Genomic DNA, 17,758 nt, shown 5'->3' with positions numbered 1-17,758 from the left:
ACAGTTCGAACATCTGGGTTTTCAGCCTCCCTTACCGGAGGAACTACCCCTAGAGCTTTTGCGTTTCTAAACTCTCTTTCAAGCGGAGAAGGACGATAGAACGCACCCTGGTTCTCTCTTTTAATCGGCCAAAGTCCCCGATCATCACTAAAACTCGGGGGGGTGAAATCGGTTTCTGTTACAGATTGGTTCCATTTAGCGAGGTCGGAAAATGGAGCGAATCTGACAATCAGACCGACGTCAAAGGCGTTTGCGATCCGAAGTAGGGTGTTAACTGTAAAATTTCCGTAATCAGGATTCTCCAACCGAGAAATTGCGTGCGGTTTCATTCCTGACTGCTGGCCCAACTCTGCTTGGTCCCAATTCCGTTGTATGCGTAACTTACGCATCTGCGACGTAATAGTTCGTCTAACTTGAGCCGAAACGAACTGCCGCCGATATTCAATATTGCTAAGTTTCTTCACTAGCCCCCGAGGGATCATATTTCCTTAGCCTGCCTTCTCTCCGAAGTTCGTAAGCGCTCTTCCTTTTATGCGCCGTTTCAATTGCATTTGGCGGATCTGTCGCCTGGAGATTCTTCCGTTTTCGATTCTTAGTTGCGACCATCCAAAAGTTGTAGTTACCACCACCATGTCCCAACGCGCCGAATACCCGGTACTGGGCGCCACCATACTTAAACCTAATTTCGCCCATTCCATGACCCAAGGGCTTAAAACTCGGGACACCCCATTCATGATAGGGAATGCGCCCCAACTCTTCCGAGAGGATGACGTCCAGTTCGGCTTGCGCGCCGGCGGGCATATCAGTGCTGATGATTCCGCGATCAGTGGAAACGCCATGAACGAATTCATAAAACGTCCAGATGAGCATATCACAAAATTGTGATGTCTTTAGACAGTTTCGAATTACTCTTTACACATTCTCGAATTGCAAGGAGGCCAGGTGTTCAAGAAAGCAGACCAGGCTTAGCGCGAAACCAACTACCCTCTGTTGCTTCAATTTGAGAAAAATCGTTGTCGATGTACGCCAAAAGCAAAACCACTAGGGATATATTTCAGGCGAATTAGTCTTCATTCCGGCAACGTTTGCTCGTTCGATGATGTTCTTGCGGATTGCCTCTTCTGTAATCTCCATTTGTTTCGTCCTCTTAACGTCGAATAGTTACTACCGTCACGAGCGAGTGACACGAAAACGGCCAGTCACAAAACCCGGCTTTCTCTCAAGTCTTCGACAAACTTGCGTAAGAGCCAGAGGCTCTCATGCAGCATCGCGATTCGGTTAACGCACGCTTATAACACAAAAGGTAGTCCGTGCAACAGGAAGTCGGACGTGATCTATGTCTAAAACAACAAAAGGCCTCCGGGAGCTTCGTCTTGGGCTAACCTGATTGGTAGTACCGGTTGAGATAGACCCTCACGTCAAACACGGACAGACGTTAGTTCACTAGCGTTCTCACCCCACCCTATTCGCTGGCGCGAATAGGATGGGGCACCCAGTTCCCAGCACCCAGCGGTGCTGCGCACCGCAAACGGACAAAGACTGTCTGTTGGATTACCCAACGCTTGCGCGTTGGGCTCCCAGTAGTGTCACCTTGCGTGCGCGAGGTTAACGCAAGTGATGTTCGCGCACACGGAAGTTCGCATGGTGCAGGCGGCGTCTCACCCCACCCTATTCGCTGGGGCGAATAGGATGGGGCACCCGTCGTCGGATAGGGGCAGCAGTCGGAAGGTCAGTGACTGACGGTGGCTGACGAGTAACTTTCGTGTTGTCTTGGGTGCCGTGGGGAAGTACTCTGCCGTTGATATCCCCCGCATTTTGCATGGAGGTCATTCCGTGAAAGTTCGTGGTGTTGTGTTCGTAGTGATGATGGCGTTTGCGGCGATAAGTTTAGCGGCCGAGAAGCCGAGGGTGTTTGTAACCGACAGCCAGTCGTGGTCGATGTCGGGCGGGGGTGGCGGATCGAGTTCCGGGTTCGGCGGTGGAACGAGCGGCGGCGCGCGTCCGCAGACGGCGGAGATCGTGAAGACGTTCGGCGAGCGGTGCTCGGAAGTGGTGGTGAATAACATCCGCGAGAAGGCGGATTACGTGATCGTGCTCGACCATGAGGGGGGCAAGGGTTGGATCCGCAAGGACAACAAGGTAGCCGTATTCAATAAGGAAGGCGACGCGATCATCAGCAAATCTACGCGCAGCCTGGGCAACTCGGTGGAAGAAGGATGCAAGGCAATTGTGGCCGACTGGGAAAAGCGCGGTCCGGTGGTGCCCGCAGCACAGAAGGAACAAGAACCGTCCGCGGCTGCACAACCTGTGGCGACAACTGTGGGCACGCCGCAATTGTGGATAGCTCCGCAGGAAATGAATGGGGCGGAAGTTGAGATAGATGGCACGTTTGTCGGTACGACGCCGAGCAAGTTCGAGGTCACACCGGGCGAGCACGATATCAAGATCACGAAGTCGGGCTACAAGACGTGGCAGCGAAAGATCAAGGTGATGAGCGGGACGGTGAATGTGTCGCCGACGTTAGAGAAGCAGTAGGTGACATCGACCTACAAGGAGCCTGGCTACGGCCAGGCTTTTATGTTGAGGAATGGTGTCTGCCTCGCGGACAGGAGTGTCCGCGCTACGCGGTCGCATTCCCAAAATGGAACTGAGTTGGTGTAAAGAGAATCGGTTTGCCCAAGTGTTGCAAATAACTGCATCGTTTAACTCGTAGTGTTGTGTAACTCTTTTGTTATCAGGGACACTCGTGGCCCGTCACGTGCGTTAGTTAGCTGGTTGTACGCAACACGCATTGTGGAGGTTGGGGCATGAAGAAGTTCCTGATGGTGGGCCTGGCAGTATGCTTGCTGGCGGCATTGCCGGTTTCGGCTGACACCGTGAACTGGACGCAGTGGTCGAACACGTTCACGACGAGCGCTTCGGCGGGGAGCGCCAGCGGCACTTCGGGGAGTATATCGGTAGGGTATTCGGGCGAGTTGGAGAGCCTGCTTTTCAACTATCCGAGCTGGGGACCTGCCAGCACGTTCAGCGGTGGCACGATTTCGAATGCGCCGCCCTCGAGCGGTGGGATTGTGAAACTGTTTGGCGGGAACGGCCAGGTGGTTAACACGATCACGTTTTCGCAGGCGGTAACGAACCCGGTGATGGCGATCTGGAGTCTTGGGCAGGGCGGCGTTAATGCGCAGTTCCTGTTCGGCAGCTCCGAGCCATTCACGGTCCAGAGCGGCGGGGGCTCGAACGAGTATGGCGGGCTCTCGATCGTATCGTGCAGTGGCGGGACGACAATCTGTGGCGTAGAAGGCAACGGCACGATTCAGTTCAACGGTACGTTTAGCTCGATCAGTTGGACGAATCCGGTATTCGAAAACTGGTACGGATTCACGGTGGGAACGTTTGCGCCGACGACATCGGTGCCCGAACCGGCGTCGCTGCTGTTGCTGGCTGCCGGACTGGGAGGCTTGCCGCTGTTGCGCAAGAAGCGGTAAGACCGACTTCGGTCTGGTTCACAATTCATAGGAGCGTCATTACAAGAGCCACGGTTTAACGTGGCTCTTTTTGTTGTCGGGCTTGCGTTAAATCAAAGACCGCTTCTGTCACCATCCTATTCGCTGGCGCGAATAGGATGGGGCACCCCGCACACAGGCCACTTCATAAGTCAAAGGCCGCGGACAGGAGTGTCCGCGCCACACAAGCAGAACAAAGGAAATCCGGTGGGGTGGTAAGCTTTGGGCGATGTCGATTGCTGAGAATCTGGAGCAGGTGCGAGAGCGGGTCGCTGAGGCGGCGCGGAGGTGTGGGCGCGATCCGAAAGGTGTGACGCTGGTCGCGGTGTGCAAAACGTTTCCGGCGGAGGCGATTCGGGAGGCGTACGAGGCGGGTCAGCGGTTGTTTGGCGAGAATCGGGTGCAGGAGTTTGAGGGAAAGGCTCCGGCTCTGGCGGACTTGAGCGATGCCGAGTTCCACATGATCGGACATTTGCAGTCGAACAAGGCGCGGAGAGCGGTGGAGTTGTTCGATGCGGTGGAGTCGGTGGATTCGGTGAAGCTGGCGGATCGGCTGAATGCGGCGGCGGGGGAGTTGAAGAAGACGTTGCCCGTGCTGCTGGAGATTAACGTCGGCGGGGAAGAGGCGAAGAGCGGCTTGACGCTGGACTGGACGGAGATTGAGCCGTTGCTGGCGAATGCGCCGAGGTGGGAGAGCCTGAGGATCCGCGGGTTGATGACGGTTCCGCCTTATACGGAAGATCCGGAGGGAGCGCGCGATTACTTCAGGCAATTGCGCGAGTTGCGCGACGAGATTGTGCGGAGGGAGTTTCCGGCGGTGGAGATGGAGACGCTGTCGATGGGGATGTCGCACGATTTCGAAGTCGCGATTGAAGAAGGATCGACGTGCGTGAGGGTGGGAACGGCGATATTCGGGGAGCGGCCTCGTCCATGATCCCGATTCGAGACACTGCGCAAGGGGCGACTTTTGCGGTGAAGGTGCATCCGCGGGCGAAGAAGGATGCGATTGCGGGTGAGGTGGGCGACGCGTTGAAGGTGGCGTTGACGGCGCCTCCGGTGGAAGGGAAGGCGAACGAGGCGTGTATCCGGTTCTTCGCAGAATTTTTGAGAGTTCCACGTTCGTCGGTTACCATAGCCGCCGGAGAAACCAGCCGAAATAAAGTGATACGAGTGCACGGCCTGACGGCCGCACAGGTAGAAGCGCGGTTGCGAACAGTTACAAGCTGACCGCCCAAGGAGATCCACTTGAGCATTTCGCAGCGGTGGCAGGAGATACGGACGGGATTCGAGCGTCCGTTCTGGGTAGCGAACGTAACGGAAATTTTCGAGCGCATCGCCTATTACGGCGCTTTTTCGTCGCTCGCGATCTACCTGCAGGAAACACTCAACTTCTCAACCCAACAGACGGGAACGCTGACGGGAATCTTCGGCGGACTGGTGTGGTTCATGGCCGTGTTCGGCGGGGCCGCGGCGGACCGGTTGGGGTTCCGGCGCGCGTTGTCGATCGCGTACCTGGTGCTGGGGGTAGCGTACTTCCTGATTGGGTCGATTGGCGCTCCGTGGCTGGCGCCGGTGCGAGATATGGTGCCGCTCGGGCTGTTTGTGGGAGTGATCCTGGCGCTGCCGGCGATCGGCGTGGCGCTGGTGAAGCCGTGCATTGTGGGGACGACGGCAAGGGCGTCGAGCGAGAACGTGCGGTCGATCGGCTACTCAATTTACTACACGATGGTGAACGTGGGCGGATTCCTGGGACCGCTGGTCGCCGCATGGGCACACAAGCACATGGGCGTGCAGAACGTGTATCGGGTGGCGGCGATTGCAGTGTTCGCGATGTTCTTCGTGGTGCTGTTCTTCTTCAAAGAGCCGCGAAAAGCGGGTGATGCTCCGCCTCCGTCGGTGGCCGAGGTGGCGCGGAACTTCTGCGTGGTGCTGGGAAATTATCGGCTGGTGCTGCCGGTGCTGGCGATCGCGGTGCTGGTGGGGATCGCGTCGATGGTATGGCACTTCTCGGTGCCGTGGTGGGCGTGGCTCATCCTGGTGGCGGCGTTCCTGGCGGGGATCAGCAAGTTTATGTGGTTCCTGGTGCTGTTCACGGGGTACTGGATCGTGTTCTGGCAGCAGTTCATCAGCGTGCCGGGATATGTGCACCGGTTTATTGATCCGGATGTGAGCGTGGAGTTGATCCTGGCGGTGGATGGGTTGACGGTGATCACGCTGACGATCGCGGTGAACGCGCTGACGCGAAAGATTCCGGCGCTGATGGCGGTGATTGTCGGGACGGTGATTACGTCGATGGCGTGGGTGGTGCTGGCGCTGGTGCCGACGGTGTGGGGCGCGGTGCTTTCGATCTTCGTACTGGCGTTGGGAGAGATTACGCAGTCTCCGCGATACTACGAATACATTTCGCGGTTAGCGCCTCCGGGACAGCAGGGCACGTACATGGGATTCGCGTTTCTGCCGATTGGGATTGGCTCGCTGATTGGCGGATGGTTCGGCGGAAAGATGGCCCACTACTATGGCGAGGTGGTGAACAAGCCGAGCGGTATGTGGCTGGTGTTCACCGGCGTCGGCCTGGCGACGGCGCTGATCCTGTTCATCTATGACAGAGTGGCGCGGCCGGCGCATCCGGATGAGGCGGCGGCGAGATAAGCGAGCGATCTATCCGGAATTGAGTTTTGTCACAGCCTGAGAGCGGACGGGTGCGGTAGTCTGCTCGCCCAAGCCGCAGGTGAAGCCTGCCGGCGTAATGAAATCATGAAAAAGACACCCGCCTATATTGCTGCGCATATTCGTCGTGTGCTGGCGAACGGCGCTTCGGCCCCGCATACAGAAGAAGTCCAACGGTTTTTCAAGGAAGAGATCCAGTCGCGTGGCTGGTACACAGATGAGCTGCGGAAGGTGGCGGTGCGGTTTCGCAAGGCGCTGCTGAATGATTGCGGACAGGAGTTCCTGATCGCGGTGGCGGACAAGTTATTTCGCGGACGGGTGCTGGAAGAGAAGGTGTTCGCGGTCATCCTGCTGCAAGGGGTGGTGAAGCAGTTTGGAGACGCGGAGTTCAAGCTGTTCGCGTCGTGGATTGCGCGGGTGAGCACGTGGGCGGATCATGACGCGCTGGCGTCGTACCTGCTGGGGCCGATGATCGCGGCGGAACCGAAGCGGGCCAAGGCGGTGTTTACGTGGGCGAAGTCGCGGGACCGGTGGCATCGGAGGGCGGCGGCGGTGTCGTTGATAAGGGCGATCCAGCAGCAGAAGTGCCGTCGCGAGGTGGTGCAGATATCGAACCTGTTATTGAAGGATGAAGACGATATGGTGCAGAAGGGATTGGGCTGGCTGCTGCGGGTGGCCGCGAAGGCCGACCATGATGTGACCCTTCCGTACTTGATGAAGATCCGCGATAAAGCGCCCAGACTGGTGCTGAGAACAGCGTGCGAAACGCTGCCGATTGACGAGAAGGTGAAGGTCTGCGGGGCGACGGTGGGCCGAAAGAGGGGCTCAAAGCGGGTCCACGCGATACAATAGCGGGTCTTACCTACGAGCAAGTTTATGAACCTTTCCGCGATTCAGACGGCGCTCCGCGAGCGCAACATTGATGCCTGGCTGTTCTACGACCATCACCACCGCGATGCGATTGCCTATCGCGTGCTTGGCCTGCCGGATTCGCTGTTCGTGACAAGGCGCTGGTATTACGTGATTCCGGCGAATGGCGAGCCGCAGAAGCTGGTACACCGGATTGAAGCCGGGCACCTGGATTCTCTGCCGGGAAGCAAGCGGGAGTATTCGGCCTGGCAGGAGTTGTTTGAAGGCATTGAGACCATCCTGAAGCCGTACAAGAAAGTGGCGATGCAGTACTCGCCGAACAACGTGGTGTTCTATGTGTCGCTGACCGACGCGGGAACGGTGGAGTTCGTGCGGGGCCTGGGAAAAGAGATCGTGAGTTCGGGCGACCTGGTGGCGCGGTTTGAGGCGACGCTGACAGACGAACAGATCAAGACCCATTACGAAGCCAAGGACAAGATCGACGCTATTGTGGCTGCGGCGTTCAAGGAGATCGGAAACCGTGTCCGGAGTGGCGGGACGCACGAGTACGAGATCCAGAAGTGGTTCCTGGAGCAGTTCGAGCGCGAGGGGTTGTTTACGGACGAAGCGCCGATCGTGGCGGTGAATGCAAATAGCGGGAATCCGCATTACGGGCCGGACGAGACGCATTCGGCGGCGATCAAGGAAGGCGACTGGGTGCTGCTGGACGTGTGGGCGAAGCTGGACAAGCCGAAGGCCGTTTATTACGACATCACGTGGACGGGGTTCGTGGGACCGAATCCGTCGGACAGGCACCGCGAGATCTTCAAGATCGTGACGTCGGCACGTGATGCAGGCGTCGAGAAGGTGAAGGCGGCGATTGCAGCCGGACAGAAGCTGGAAGGCTGGATGGTGGATGAGGCGACACGGAACACGATCGAGAAGTCGGGATACGGGCGAAACTTCATTCACCGGACCGGTCATTCGATCGGGTCGGAAGTCCACGCGAACGGCGCGAACATGGACAACCTGGAGATCCATGATGAGCGGCAGGTGCTGCCGAACTCGTGTTTCTCGATTGAGCCGGGACTGTACTTTCCCGATTTTGGCGTGCGCAGCGAAGTAAACATGATGGTCCGCGAGCGTTCCGCCGAGGTAACAGGTAAAATTCAGAAAGAGATCGTACTGATCTAGTTCAACTTACGAATGGCCTCTTCTAAGACAAACGACATTTCTATGGCAGAGAAGCCGGCATACGTCGGCACGCCGAATCCGACGATGGCGATTGTGGCGCCCGCGGTCGGCTGGCTGATTCCGGGAATGGGGCACCTGATCCAGAAACGGTGGGGGCGCGGCCTGCTGCTGATGGCTTCCATCGTGACCATGTTCCTGCTGGGACTGGCGATGCAGGGGAAGGTGTACCGTCCGAACAGCGGTGACCTGCTGGACATGCTGGGCTTCATTGGCGACCTGGGCGCGGGTGGGCTGTACATTGTGACGCGCACGCTGGATGCAGGACAGGGCGCGATTCACCGGGCCGTCGCCGATTACGGGACGAAGTTCATTGTGGTTTCCGGACTGCTAAACGTGATTGCCGCCATTGATGCACACCACATCGCAATGGGGAAGAAGCCATGAACATTGAACTTTCCCACTTTTCAGCAGCACTGATCTTTGCAGTGTTTGCGTCCATCGTGTTTGGAATTACGCAACGGAATACGCCCCGCGAGATGGTGAAGTACGGCTTGTATTGCTTCTCGCTATTCGTTGGCGGTGTGATCGTGGCCGGATGGGCCATGTGGCTGTTGAAGCATTAAAAGATTGCAGTTGAAAACGCCCTCCATAAAGGAGGGCGTTTTTCGTTTGATGACTAGGCCGTTGCAGTGCAACGGAGGAGGATGACGGTTGCGTCGTCCGCTGGCGGCCCGGGCGAATGAGCGCAGGCGGCCTTGAGCAGACTATCGGCTGACGCGTGCGGCTGAAGCATGTGCTCGCAAATGCGGCGGGTGCCGAATTCGTCCTGTTTCCGGTCTTCCGCTTCACTAATGCCATCGGTATAGAAGACCACTTTGTTGCCGTGTGCGAGTTCCACGACGTGGTCGTTATAGAGCGTTTCGGCAAGTCCGAGGGGGAGACCGGAACCGGCATCGATGGACTTCGCTTCGGAGCCGTGAACGAGCACCGGGTGAGGGTGTCCCGCGTTGGCGAAGGTAATTGTATGGCGTTGTGCGTCGAGCACACCGTAAATCATGGTGACGTAGCGTCCGGCGGGGAAGTCGTCGCGGAGAACGAGATTCAACTTGCTTAAGACTTCGGCGGGGCTATCGTAAGCGCGCGCGAGCGAACGCAGAATGCCGCGGGTGGCGGACATCAGGAGCGCGGCGGCCATGCCCTTACCGGCGACATCGGCGAGCACGATGCCCCAGCGGTCGTCGCCGAGATCGATGTAGTCGTACCAGTCTCCACCGACTTCTCCGGCGGGGACGCTGGTGGCTTCAAGCGCGAGTCCGGGGAGGAACGGGGAAGATTTCGGCAGCAGCGACTGCTGGATGACACGGGCCTCTCGGGCTTCGCGCTGCATCTGTTCCCGTTGGCGCACTTCGCTGCGATATGCCTGAGCATTCTGAACGGCGACGGCGATGTGCTGGCAGAGAACTTCCAGCAACCGGCGCTGGCTGAGTGGAAAGCCATCGAGTTCGTGGTGCGCGGTCGAGAAGACGCCGATGACCTTGTTGCCGATCTTCAGCGGGATATCGAGTTCGCTGTTCGTGCCTTCTTCGCAGGGAACGAAGTAGGGGTCTCTGCTGACGTCCGGGGCGTAGCAGGTGGTGCCTACTGCGGCTACGTGGCCGATCATTCCCTGCTCACCGACTTTGAGACGCGCGCCGCAGCAGGTGAACATGGTGCATCCCTTCACGGCGGCGAGGACCATCTCGTTGGTGGACTCGTCATGAAGCCAGATGGAACTCTCGATACAGTCGAACCAGGCGGCCACTTCGTTGACGATCTTGTTTAGAAGTTCGTCGAGGTCGAGCGTAGAACTGATGGCTTGCGCGGCTTTCTGAAGCTTAAGAAGATCGTGCACAAACCATTCCGAGTGCGGGCGAATCGAGGACTCGGTGCGTGGAAGCGGACTGGTAGCCATGGGCCCTCCCTGCTGATCCTTATTGGATGTGCGCAGCGAATTTTAGCTGCGAAATGTGTGCATGAAACGGAAAATTAAAGGAGCTGGAAATTCCTGAAATGGAACGGCTTACAATGTCTCGCATGTATTACCTCCTGAAAACTGAAGCCAGTGCGTATTCGTTTGCCGACCTGCAGCGTGATAAGACCACGATCTGGGACGGTGTCACCAATCCAGTAGCGGTCAAGAACCTGCGCGGGATGACGAAAGGCGACGAACTCGTCATCTATCACACGGGCGATGAACGCCGGGCGGTGGGTACTGCACAGGTAGTATCGGTGGACGCGACGGATGCCAAAAATCCGAAAGTTGCGATCAAAGTGGGGAAGGCGCTGAAGACGCCGAAGTCGCTGGATGAGATCAAGGCGGAGAAGGTGTTTGCGGATTCTCCGCTGATCAAGATTGGAAGGCTTTCGGTGGTGCCGCTGACGAAGGAACAGTGGGAGTGGGTGGTGGGGTAAAGACGGGCCGCGGATGAAGCGGAGATTCGCGGACGCTTACGCGTTCTTCTTGGCGGCTGCTGGGGTACGCTGCCGAAGCGCTTTGACTGTGTCAAGTATCCGCCCGGCGACTTCGCGCTTCGAGGTTACTGGAATTTCCTGAACATCGGTGGCGGTGATGATGGTGACGGCGTTCTGGTCGCTGTCGAAGCCGATGTCTTTGCGAGAGACGTCGTTGGCGACGATGGCGTCCATGCGCTTCTTCAGCATCTTCTGGCGGGCGTGCTCGAGGACGTCGTTGGTTTCGGCGGCGAAGCCGATAAGCAACTGGCCATCGCGGCGCTTCGAAAGCAGTGTTGCGATGTCGTCTGTCGGGGTGAGGTCGAGCGAGAAGGCGTCGTGCCGCTTCATCTTTTTGCCTTCGGGTTTCGCGGGAGTGTAATCGGCGACGGCGGCGGACTTGATGATGACCGAGGCTTCGTCTTTACGCGCGAAGACGGCGTCGCGCATCTCTTTCGCGGTTTCTACTCGGACGATCTCGACGTTGACCGGTGGGTTCAGTGAAACCGGGCCGCTGACGAGAATAACTTTCGCTCCGCGGCGTGATGCTTCTTCAGCCAGCGCATATCCCATTTTTCCGCTGGATCGATTGGAAATGTAGCGGACGGGGTCAATGGGCTCGCGAGTCGGGCCTGCGGTGACGAGAACGGTTTCACCGACGAGGTCCTTGGTGGTTTGGAGCACGTCGAGTACGGCTTCGACGATGTTCTCGTTGGCGGCGAGGCGTCCGGCGCCGATCATGCCGCAGGCCAGGTATCCGCTACCGGGTTCGACGATGCGAACGCCGCGCTTCCGCAAGACTTCCAGATTGGCCTGAGTCGCGGGATGATTCCACATGTTGACGTTCATCGCCGGTGCGACAACGACAGGAGCGGTGGTAGCGAGGTAGAGCGTGGAGAGGAAGTCGTCGGCAACTCCATTGGCGAACTTGGCAATGATGTCGGCTGTGGCCGGAACAACGACGAGAGCCTGAATGGATTCGGCTACAGAGATGTGTTCAACGGCGGAATCGAGATTGGCCTGTCCGCCGTAGTCGGAGCTGAACATCTCGGTGATGACCTTCTGTCCGGAAAGGGCGGCGAAGGTGAGGGGCCGAACAAACTCCTGGGCGGCGCGGGTCATGATGACCTGCGAACGTACTCCGCGATCCTGAAGTAAGCGCAGGACCTCTGCCGCTTTATACGCCGCAATGCCGCCGGTAACGCCGAGTGCGATGTTCATGGTTATTGGATGAGACGACGACGAACATGGGAGCAAAGGGGTAGCGGATAAGGTTGGCGGCTGGAAAAATGGGACCGGTCGCCCTGGTTATCCGCTAACCGGTGATTGCTATGCTTCCGCTGCGCCGTCCAAAAGTTCGCTGGCCTGTTCGACGGCCGACTTCTCGTTCGCGGTAATCGACCACTTGATCTTACCTGCGCGAATCTCCTCCCGAGCGATTTTGCAGGGCTTGCGGGTGATGGTTTCAACTAGCGGGCGAGCGCCGGATTGCAGTTGGCGGGCGCGGCGGGCAGCTACAAGGATGTAGCGATAGTTGCTATCGAAGCCTTCCATCAACTTCATTTGTAAGTCCTCAATTCTTATTGCGGGGCCGGTGCGAGTCCAAAGGACTCGAAAATTTGTTGCGCACGCTGACGCATGTTCGGAAGTAGTAAGGCATTGGCCTTTGCCAAGGTCTTTTCGTCTGGGGAGGTACTTCCGCTACGTTTCGCACGTTCCGCCAGCACAATCGATTTGAGCTGGTCGATCGACTCTTCTAGATGGTCGTTAACCAAAATATAGTCGTATTTTGGGTATTTCTCAATCTCACGGGCGGCTTCTTCGAGCCGTCTACGGATAACTTCCCGGGAAGTTACGTGTTCCGCCTGAGAGCGGCTGGTAAGGCGCATCTCGAGTTCCGAGCGGGACGGTGGAAGGATGAAGATACTGATGGCTTCGGGCATCTTCTCCTTTACCTGCTGGGCGCCCTGAACATCGATGTCGAGGATGAGGTCCTTACCCTTTGCGGTAGCTTCGGCGAGAAAGCGGCGGGCCGTGCCGTAACAGTTGCCGAAGACTTCGGCGTGCTCGAGGAATTCTCCGGCATCGCGCATGGCTGCGAACTCGCCGCGGGTGACGAAGAAGTATTCACGGCCGTGCTCTTCGCTTCCACGGGGCTCACGGGTGGTATAGGAGATGGAGAACTGGAGTCCGGGAACCAGGCTGAGCAGGCGATTGGTGAGCGTGGTTTTGCCCGATCCGCTGGGGGCCGAGATGATGAAAACCGTTCCGGGCTTCTGCTGGCCGATCATTCGATGTTCTGCACCTGCTCCCGGAGTTTTTCGATCTCGGCTTTCATGGCAAGTCCGTATTCGGTGATCTTCAGCGCTTCGCCGGCGACGCCGCTGGTCTTCGACAGGATGGTGTTGGATTCGCGGCCCATTTCCTGGAGGAGGAAGTCGAGTTTCTTGCCGACTTCTTTCGCGCCTTCGATGTGCTGAAGGAAGTGCTTGATGTGCGTTTGCATGCGCACGACTTCTTCCTGAATGTCGCTACGCTCGGCCAGCATGGCGGCTTCCTGCAGGATGCGGTCGGGATTGGCCTGACCGCCGATGAGCTCGGAGATCCGTGCCTGGAGCTTCTCCATATAGGCGTTGAGGACGATGCTGCGGACCTGGTCGATTTCGGCGACGGCTTTCGTGAGCCGAGCGATGCGGTCGCGCAATTCCTTCTCGATGGCGTGGCCTTCGTCGGCACGCATGTGATCGAGCTTGGAGATAGCCTCTTCGAGCTTGGGGAGCACGGCGGCTTCCACCTGCTCGGGATCAATCTCAACTGCACCTTCCAGAGCGCCGGGAACCTTGAAGATGGCGTTCAGGTCAGGATCGGAGGTGATGCCGTGCTCGGCGGCGGCAGCGCGGTATGCCTGCACGTATCCGTTGACGATCTGGCGGTTGAGCGCGAAGCCATTGGCTGAGCCGCGGTCGAGCGAGAAGGTGAGTTCGACGTGTCCGCGGGCGAGCTTGTCTTTGAGGACCCGACGAATTTTCATTTCGAGCGCGTCGGTATCGGCCGGCATACGGAGGTGGAGGTCAAGGAAACGGTGATTTACGGATTTGAGCGACAGCGTGAAGGCGAGGTGGTCGGTGATCTGGCCTTTCACCTGCGCGAATCCGGTCATAGAGCGAATAGACATAAGTTAGTTATTGGTTGCTCGTGGGCAAGGATCGACTGAAATGCGCATAGAACTAGCGTGCGTCATTGGACGGTACCTTTGCCGATTCGATGTCAACGAACTGCAAATCATACAACCTGCGATATGTCCCGAGGCGATTCAGCAGGTCTTCGTGGGTGCCCATGTCAGCAATCGTGCCATTTTCCAGGACCATGATGCGGTCGGCACGGCGGACAGTGGAAAGACGGTGAGCAATCACGAAGACGGTGCGACCTTCCATCAGGTTCTCGATGGCGGACTGGACGAGGGCCTCGGACTCGGTATCGAGCGCAGAGGTGGCCTCGTCGAGGATGAGGATCGGAGCGTTCTTGAGGATGGCGCGCGCAATGGTAAGGCGCTGGCGCTGGCCTCCGGAGAGACGCAATCCCCGCTCGCCGATGATGGTGTTGTAGCCCTCGGGCATTTCGCGGATGAACTCGTCTGCGAGTGCCGCCTTGGCAGCGGTGATGACCTTGTCTTCCGACACGTGGGGCTGGCCGTAGGCGATGTTGTTGCGGACGGTGTCGTTGAAGAGGATAGTGTCCTGGGTGACGACGGCGACAAGGGATCGCAAGGAGCTCAGGGAGAGGTCGCGAATGTCGGTGCCGTCGAGCAGAAGGCGCCCCTCGGTTACATCGAAGAAGCGCGGTATCAGGTGCACAAGGGTGCTCTTACCGGCACCACTGGAACCGACGATAGCGAGGACCTCACCCTTCTTCACTTCGAGGTTGATGTCCTGAAGAACGCCACGCGGATTTTCTTTGTCGTAGGAAAAGCTGACGTTGTCGAAGCGAATGCTGTCACGGAACTGCTTTACGACCTTCGGGTGAGCCTTTTCTTTCACGTCGTCTTCGGCGTCCATGAAAGCGAAGATCGAGGAAGACGCGCCGAGGGCCTGCTGGAAGCTGTTGTTGAAGATGGCGAACTTACGGACCGGATCGTAGAGGCGGACAACGGCGAATAGGAAGGTGACGAAGATGCCGGGGGTCATGTGTCCGGCTTTGATCTGGTCGCGGCCCAGCAGGATGAGCAGGGCAATGGCGATGGATCCGAAGAAGTCCATCAGGGGAGAACTCAGGGAACTGGCGCGAACGGAACGCATGTTGGCGCGGAAGAGGCGTTGCGCGGCACCACGGAAGCGGAAGGACTCCCACATCTCCATGCCGAAGGCTTTCACGATGCGATTGCCGGTGATGGTCTCGTGGAGTATGTTCTGGATTTCCGCGAGCTTGTCTTGACCGGAGCGGGTGGTCTTGCGAACGCGCTTCCCGATGCGGCGCGCGGACAGCAGAACGGCGGGAATGAACAGCGCCAGAACCCAGGACAGTTTGCCACCGAGGCTGATGACGGCAAGCGAGAGGAACACCAGAGTGAAGGTCTGCTGGAGGAACTCGGCGAGAACCGAGGACATGGCGACCTGAACGCGCTCGATATCGTTGATCAGAGTGGATAGCAGGGTTCCGGTGGTGTGCTTGTGAAAGAACGCGGCCGAGCGGCGGAGGATGCTGTTGTAGAGGTCGTCGCGGAGATCGGTGATAAGGCCGTATCCGGCGTAATTCACGAGGTATGTGCCGGCGTAGTCCAGCACGCCTTTGAGAAGAGTGGACGCGACGAGCGCTACGGCAACGATCGTCCAGGCGTTCTGAAAGCGTTCCGGCATGAACTGCTGGAGGTAGATCGGCTCGTGGTTCCAGGGCAGCGTGACCAGCAGGATGTTCTTCGATTGGGACGCCGGGTTGAGCACGCGATCGAAAATGGGGCCGATTAGCAGCAGACGGAAGGCTTCCAGGAAGCCGACTGAGGCCAGCATGACGACTGCTGGAATAAGCTGCGCCAGGTAAGGAATGACGTATCGGAGCAGGCGCAGAAGTTGACGCATTACGAGATGCTCCGTGGCGGGATTTTAGACTGAGGCAGCAAGTCTCAATTTTATAGTCTTTTTGGCAGAGAGGCACAGTCTCAGCATTGGCTGGTTAGGAATAGAGACATGACTACGGTTTTCTTCCGATCATCGGACGAGTTTCGGCACTGGCTGGCTAAAAACCACGACAGCGAAAAGGAATTAGTGGTGGGGTTCTACAAGAAGGAGTCCGGGCGGCCGAGCATCACCTATCCGGAAGCCCGGGACCAGGCGCTTTGCTTCGGGTGGATCGACGGTGTGCGGCGGAACATAGATGAGGTGAGCTACTGCATCCGGTTCACTCCGCGGAAGGCAAAAAGCATTTGGAGCGCCGTGAATATTGCCCGGGTGAAGGAATTGACGAAGCTGGGGCAAATGGTGCCGGAGGGGCTGAAGGTCTTTGAGACGAGACATGAAGACCTTACCCGGAGGTATTCGTTCGAGAATAAGCCCACCAAGTTTGAGCCGCCGGACGAGAAGATATTCCGGGCGAAGGCTAAGGCTTGGGAGTTTTTTCAGAGTCAGCCGCCGGGATATCGGCGAACGGCGATGTTCTGGATGATGTCCGCCAAACGGGAAGAGACGCGGCGCAAGAGGCTGGAGGAGTTGATCTCAGATTCCGGGAAAGGGTTGAGGATCAGGGTATTGAGAAGGGGGGAGTAGCCCATCGGAAATGAAGAAGCCGCCCACGGATGGGCGGCTTTCGGCATTCTGGGGAGGCTATTTCGATTTACGGCGAACGGCGATCAGGCCAGCCAGCATGCTTCCGAAAATCGCCATGGAGGCCGGCTCCGGTGCAGGCGCGAGGAATCCGCGAATTTCGCCGCCGGGGTAATTCGTTGTGTGGATATTCAGGTAGGCTTTGCCGGCGGCCATTCCAGCGGCTAGCGCACTCTCAGCGCCACTGACACTTCCGCCATTGGCAGTGATGAAGGTCGCGTTCCAACTGGCGGCGTCAGTGAGATCGAAAAGATGGTCGTAGCTGCCGGAGGTCACCCCGGTGGGGAATCCAACGAACCGCGGGACCTGCGTCGCGACAGGTGCATTGAGTGTTGTATCGAACGGGTTGGCGACGCAACAGTGGATATGGGACGCGGTGGTGCCGGAGGACAGGCCAGACCACTGGATTTCAACGCGGAGCGTGTGCGCGACGGAGTCGTAGGTAACGAGGGTTGAGCCAGTGCCAGCGGATGCGTTGGATGGTGATTCGGCTGCGCCCGTGAGATCGGCGTAATAAAGGAACTGGTCTGCGTGCGAAACGGCGGTGAGAAGGAACAGCGCAAAGAACGAGACCAAAAGGCGTCTCATGGATAGCCTCCGACGGTGACGTTTTTAGGCCCGAATCCCCACTGGGTAGTTGGCAATCAAGAGCGACGGGGCGTCGCTGATTGGAAGGCTAGGTGCACTTTCAGTTCCATTTTGGGAATCGTGGAATCAAGGGGTTAGAGTCGTCGTGAGAAGAGATAGTGCAAGGGCTTGCACACTAGGGAGGAGAAGGGCTCCAAGTACAAAAGGCGCCTTGCGGCGCCCTTCGCATATGAGTGCAGAATGAAATCTTAGCCTTCAGATTCCTTGTACATGTAGCGAATGGCCTGTTTGTAAATCAGGAGATTGGGTTGGCCTGAGCGGTTGACTTTGATGCAGCAGCGGTCATACCACTCGAGGATACCGTGGACAGATTCGCCGTCCTGGAGAACGACTACCAGCGGCGTTCTGGTCGAGATCTGCTTTTGGTAGTAGAAATTCTCGGCGTGCGTTTGTTCCGCAGGCGGGGTCTTCTTGCCCGCGGTGGACCGGTCACGACGTTCGCCTTCAGGACGCTGGGCGTCTCCGCGATTGCCATTGGCGGCAAGCGTGGGACGGATCAGCTTCCGGCTGGTGAACGATTCCGGTTCAGGCGCCCGACCGACGGCGGTTGAATCGAAAGAGTCCTTCATTAGATACCCCGTAAAAGTAAAAACG

General features: G+C 57.9%; 20 protein-coding genes. 11 read left to right on the top strand and 9 right to left on the bottom strand.

Features of this window, described 5'->3' with window-relative positions; genetic code table 11:
* Positions 1-450: 450 nt before the first annotated feature.
* Positions 451-870 carry a hypothetical protein gene (locus VN577_18030; protein ID HWR16730.1) on the bottom strand — a complete coding sequence of 140 codons (420 nt, stop codon included), beginning with the start codon at positions 868-870 and terminating at the stop codon, positions 451-453.
* 963 nt (positions 871-1,833) lie between these two features.
* Here VN577_18030 and VN577_18025 point away from each other — a divergent pair.
* The 9 genes from VN577_18025 (at position 1,834) to VN577_17985 (ending at position 8,836) form a co-directional block, all read left to right on the top strand.
* On the top strand, positions 1,834-2,535 hold the full coding sequence (locus VN577_18025; protein ID HWR16729.1) for a PEGA domain-containing protein: 702 nt from the start codon (positions 1,834-1,836) through the stop codon (positions 2,533-2,535).
* A 272-nt stretch (positions 2,536-2,807) separates the two neighbouring features.
* Entirely contained in the window at positions 2,808-3,485 is a 678-nt protein-coding gene (locus tag VN577_18020) for a PEP-CTERM sorting domain-containing protein (GenBank protein HWR16728.1), read from the top strand.
* Between the two features lie 247 nt (positions 3,486-3,732).
* Positions 3,733-4,437, top strand: a complete 705-nt coding sequence (locus tag VN577_18015; protein ID HWR16727.1) for a YggS family pyridoxal phosphate-dependent enzyme — start codon at positions 3,733-3,735, stop codon at positions 4,435-4,437.
* Positions 4,434-4,730 (top strand): DUF167 domain-containing protein, encoded by a 297-nt coding sequence (locus tag VN577_18010; protein HWR16726.1) that lies wholly within the window; start codon positions 4,434-4,436, stop codon positions 4,728-4,730. The genes VN577_18015 and VN577_18010 overlap by 4 nt, the downstream gene beginning before the upstream one ends.
* An 18-nt stretch (positions 4,731-4,748) precedes the next feature.
* Complete coding sequence (locus VN577_18005) at positions 4,749-6,152, top strand: MFS transporter (protein HWR16725.1); 1,404 nt, start codon at positions 4,749-4,751, stop codon at positions 6,150-6,152.
* Positions 6,153-6,257: 105 nt separating this feature from the next.
* Positions 6,258-7,022 (top strand): DNA alkylation repair protein, encoded by a 765-nt coding sequence (locus VN577_18000; GenBank protein HWR16724.1) that lies wholly within the window; start codon positions 6,258-6,260, stop codon positions 7,020-7,022.
* Between the two features lie 24 nt (positions 7,023-7,046).
* On the top strand, positions 7,047-8,213 hold the full coding sequence (locus VN577_17995; GenBank protein ID HWR16723.1) for a M24 family metallopeptidase: 1,167 nt from the start codon (positions 7,047-7,049) through the stop codon (positions 8,211-8,213).
* Positions 8,214-8,255: 42 nt separating this feature from the next.
* Entirely contained in the window at positions 8,256-8,657 is a 402-nt protein-coding gene (locus VN577_17990; protein HWR16722.1) for a DUF6677 family protein, read from the top strand.
* Positions 8,654-8,836 carry a hypothetical protein gene (locus VN577_17985; GenBank protein HWR16721.1) on the top strand — a complete coding sequence of 61 codons (183 nt, stop codon included), beginning with the start codon at positions 8,654-8,656 and terminating at the stop codon, positions 8,834-8,836. Before VN577_17990 ends, VN577_17985 begins: the two co-directional genes overlap by 4 nt.
* 53 nt (positions 8,837-8,889) lie before the next feature.
* Here VN577_17985 and VN577_17980 read toward each other — a convergent pair whose 3' ends face one another.
* Positions 8,890-10,164 (bottom strand): GAF domain-containing SpoIIE family protein phosphatase, encoded by a 1,275-nt coding sequence (locus VN577_17980; GenBank protein HWR16720.1) that lies wholly within the window; start codon positions 10,162-10,164, stop codon positions 8,890-8,892.
* A 98-nt stretch (positions 10,165-10,262) separates the two neighbouring features.
* Between VN577_17980 and VN577_17975 the strand changes: the two genes are divergently transcribed.
* Positions 10,263-10,664 carry an EVE domain-containing protein gene (locus tag VN577_17975; protein ID HWR16719.1) on the top strand — a complete coding sequence of 134 codons (402 nt, stop codon included), beginning with the start codon at positions 10,263-10,265 and terminating at the stop codon, positions 10,662-10,664.
* Positions 10,665-10,700: 36 nt separating this feature from the next.
* Here VN577_17975 and coaBC read toward each other — a convergent pair whose 3' ends face one another.
* The 5 genes from coaBC to VN577_17950 all read right to left on the bottom strand — a co-directional run bounded on the left by coaBC (position 10,701) and on the right by VN577_17950 (position 15,775).
* Positions 10,701-11,924, bottom strand: a complete 1,224-nt coding sequence (gene coaBC / locus VN577_17970) for a bifunctional phosphopantothenoylcysteine decarboxylase/phosphopantothenate--cysteine ligase CoaBC (GenBank protein ID HWR16718.1) — start codon at positions 11,922-11,924, stop codon at positions 10,701-10,703.
* Positions 11,925-12,032: 108 nt separating this feature from the next.
* A complete protein-coding gene (gene rpoZ, locus VN577_17965) occupies positions 12,033-12,266 on the bottom strand; it encodes a DNA-directed RNA polymerase subunit omega (GenBank protein HWR16717.1) in 234 nt (77 codons plus the stop codon).
* 17 nt (positions 12,267-12,283) lie between these two features.
* Positions 12,284-12,994, bottom strand: coding sequence for a guanylate kinase (gene gmk, locus VN577_17960; GenBank protein HWR16716.1), 711 nt, complete (start codon positions 12,992-12,994; stop codon positions 12,284-12,286).
* A complete protein-coding gene (locus VN577_17955; protein HWR16715.1) occupies positions 12,991-13,878 on the bottom strand; it encodes a YicC/YloC family endoribonuclease in 888 nt (295 codons plus the stop codon). The genes gmk and VN577_17955 overlap by 4 nt, the downstream gene beginning before the upstream one ends.
* A 52-nt stretch (positions 13,879-13,930) precedes the next feature.
* Positions 13,931-15,775 carry an ABC transporter ATP-binding protein gene (locus VN577_17950; GenBank protein HWR16714.1) on the bottom strand — a complete coding sequence of 615 codons (1,845 nt, stop codon included), beginning with the start codon at positions 15,773-15,775 and terminating at the stop codon, positions 13,931-13,933.
* Between the two features lie 108 nt (positions 15,776-15,883).
* Between VN577_17950 and VN577_17945 the strand changes: the two genes are divergently transcribed.
* Complete coding sequence (locus VN577_17945; GenBank protein ID HWR16713.1) at positions 15,884-16,459, top strand: YdeI/OmpD-associated family protein; 576 nt, start codon at positions 15,884-15,886, stop codon at positions 16,457-16,459.
* A gap of 57 nt (positions 16,460-16,516) precedes the next feature.
* Here the strand turns inward: VN577_17945 and VN577_17940 are convergent, their stop codons facing one another.
* Together VN577_17940 and VN577_17935 are read right to left on the bottom strand one after the other, a co-directional pair.
* Positions 16,517-17,104 (bottom strand): CHRD domain-containing protein, encoded by a 588-nt coding sequence (locus tag VN577_17940; protein ID HWR16712.1) that lies wholly within the window; start codon positions 17,102-17,104, stop codon positions 16,517-16,519.
* Positions 17,105-17,352: 248 nt separating this feature from the next.
* Positions 17,353-17,733 carry an RNA chaperone Hfq gene (locus tag VN577_17935; protein HWR16711.1) on the bottom strand — a complete coding sequence of 127 codons (381 nt, stop codon included), beginning with the start codon at positions 17,731-17,733 and terminating at the stop codon, positions 17,353-17,355.
* Between the last annotated feature and the right edge of the window lie 25 nt (positions 17,734-17,758).

The organism is Terriglobales bacterium (assembly GCA_035561515.1).
Lineage (GTDB): Bacteria > Acidobacteriota > Terriglobia > Terriglobales > Acidobacteriaceae > DATMXP01.
The sequence above is the reverse complement of the archived record's forward strand: the minus strand, read 5'-3'. Positions and strand labels throughout refer to the sequence as shown.

Bases quoted from the DNA above. Each gene is read 5' to 3' on its own strand.
- VN577_17980 (HWR16720.1), bottom strand. From the start codon at position 10,164: ATGGCTACCAGTCCGCTTCCACGCACCGAGTCCTCGATTCGCCCGCAC.
- VN577_17985 (HWR16721.1), top strand. From the start codon at position 8,654: ATGAACATTGAACTTTCCCACTTTTCAGCAGCACTGATCTTTGCAGTG.
- VN577_17935 (HWR16711.1), bottom strand. From the start codon at position 17,733: ATGAAGGACTCTTTCGATTCAACCGCCGTCGGTCGGGCGCCTGAACCG.
- VN577_18000 (HWR16724.1), top strand. From the start codon at position 6,258: ATGAAAAAGACACCCGCCTATATTGCTGCGCATATTCGTCGTGTGCTG.
- VN577_17945 (HWR16713.1), top strand. From the start codon at position 15,884: ATGACTACGGTTTTCTTCCGATCATCGGACGAGTTTCGGCACTGGCTG.
- coaBC (HWR16718.1), bottom strand. From the start codon at position 11,924: ATGAACATCGCACTCGGCGTTACCGGCGGCATTGCGGCGTATAAAGCG.
- VN577_18010 (HWR16726.1), top strand. From the start codon at position 4,434: ATGATCCCGATTCGAGACACTGCGCAAGGGGCGACTTTTGCGGTGAAG.
- gmk (HWR16716.1), bottom strand. From the start codon at position 12,994: ATGATCGGCCAGCAGAAGCCCGGAACGGTTTTCATCATCTCGGCCCCC.
- rpoZ (HWR16717.1), bottom strand. From the start codon at position 12,266: ATGAAGTTGATGGAAGGCTTCGATAGCAACTATCGCTACATCCTTGTA.
- VN577_17995 (HWR16723.1), top strand. From the start codon at position 7,047: ATGAACCTTTCCGCGATTCAGACGGCGCTCCGCGAGCGCAACATTGAT.
- VN577_18030 (HWR16730.1), bottom strand. From the start codon at position 870: ATGCTCATCTGGACGTTTTATGAATTCGTTCATGGCGTTTCCACTGAT.
- VN577_17950 (HWR16714.1), bottom strand. From the start codon at position 15,775: ATGCGTCAACTTCTGCGCCTGCTCCGATACGTCATTCCTTACCTGGCG.
- VN577_17975 (HWR16719.1), top strand. From the start codon at position 10,263: ATGGAACGGCTTACAATGTCTCGCATGTATTACCTCCTGAAAACTGAA.
- VN577_17955 (HWR16715.1), bottom strand. From the start codon at position 13,878: ATGTCTATTCGCTCTATGACCGGATTCGCGCAGGTGAAAGGCCAGATC.
- VN577_18020 (HWR16728.1), top strand. From the start codon at position 2,808: ATGAAGAAGTTCCTGATGGTGGGCCTGGCAGTATGCTTGCTGGCGGCA.
- VN577_18015 (HWR16727.1), top strand. From the start codon at position 3,733: ATGTCGATTGCTGAGAATCTGGAGCAGGTGCGAGAGCGGGTCGCTGAG.
- VN577_17990 (HWR16722.1), top strand. From the start codon at position 8,256: ATGGCAGAGAAGCCGGCATACGTCGGCACGCCGAATCCGACGATGGCG.
- VN577_17940 (HWR16712.1), bottom strand. From the start codon at position 17,104: ATGAGACGCCTTTTGGTCTCGTTCTTTGCGCTGTTCCTTCTCACCGCC.